Source organism: Pseudomonas sp. FSL R10-2189, from assembly GCF_009600325.1.
Taxonomy (GTDB): domain Bacteria; phylum Pseudomonadota; class Gammaproteobacteria; order Pseudomonadales; family Pseudomonadaceae; genus Aquipseudomonas; species Aquipseudomonas helleri.
Genome location: NZ_WIVZ01000172.1, coordinates 1 through 242, shown reverse-complemented (window position 1 = coordinate 242; position 242 = coordinate 1). Strand labels below are relative to the sequence as shown.

The window sequence follows — 242 nt, the reverse complement described above, 5'->3', positions numbered from 1 at the left end:
CAGCGCAGGCGCCGTATCAGGGCGCACACCGCGCCACAGGTAGAACGCTTCTGCGGCCTGCTCAGCCAACATCCCCAAACCATCCATGACCTTGCCCGCCCCCTGCTCGCTCGCCCAGACACAAAACGGCGTTGGTGCGCTGCCATACATCATGTCGTAACACAGGGTTTTACCCGGCTCGATCAAGCTGCTGGCAATGGGTGGCACTTCACCGGCCAGACTGGCGGAGGTGGCATTGATGA

Annotated in this window: 1 pseudogene; it reads right to left on the bottom strand. The window is 62.0% G+C overall.

The features are described from left to right. Window positions 1–242: pseudogene (aroE, locus tag GHO32_RS26360) on the bottom strand (shikimate dehydrogenase); the annotation flags it as partial.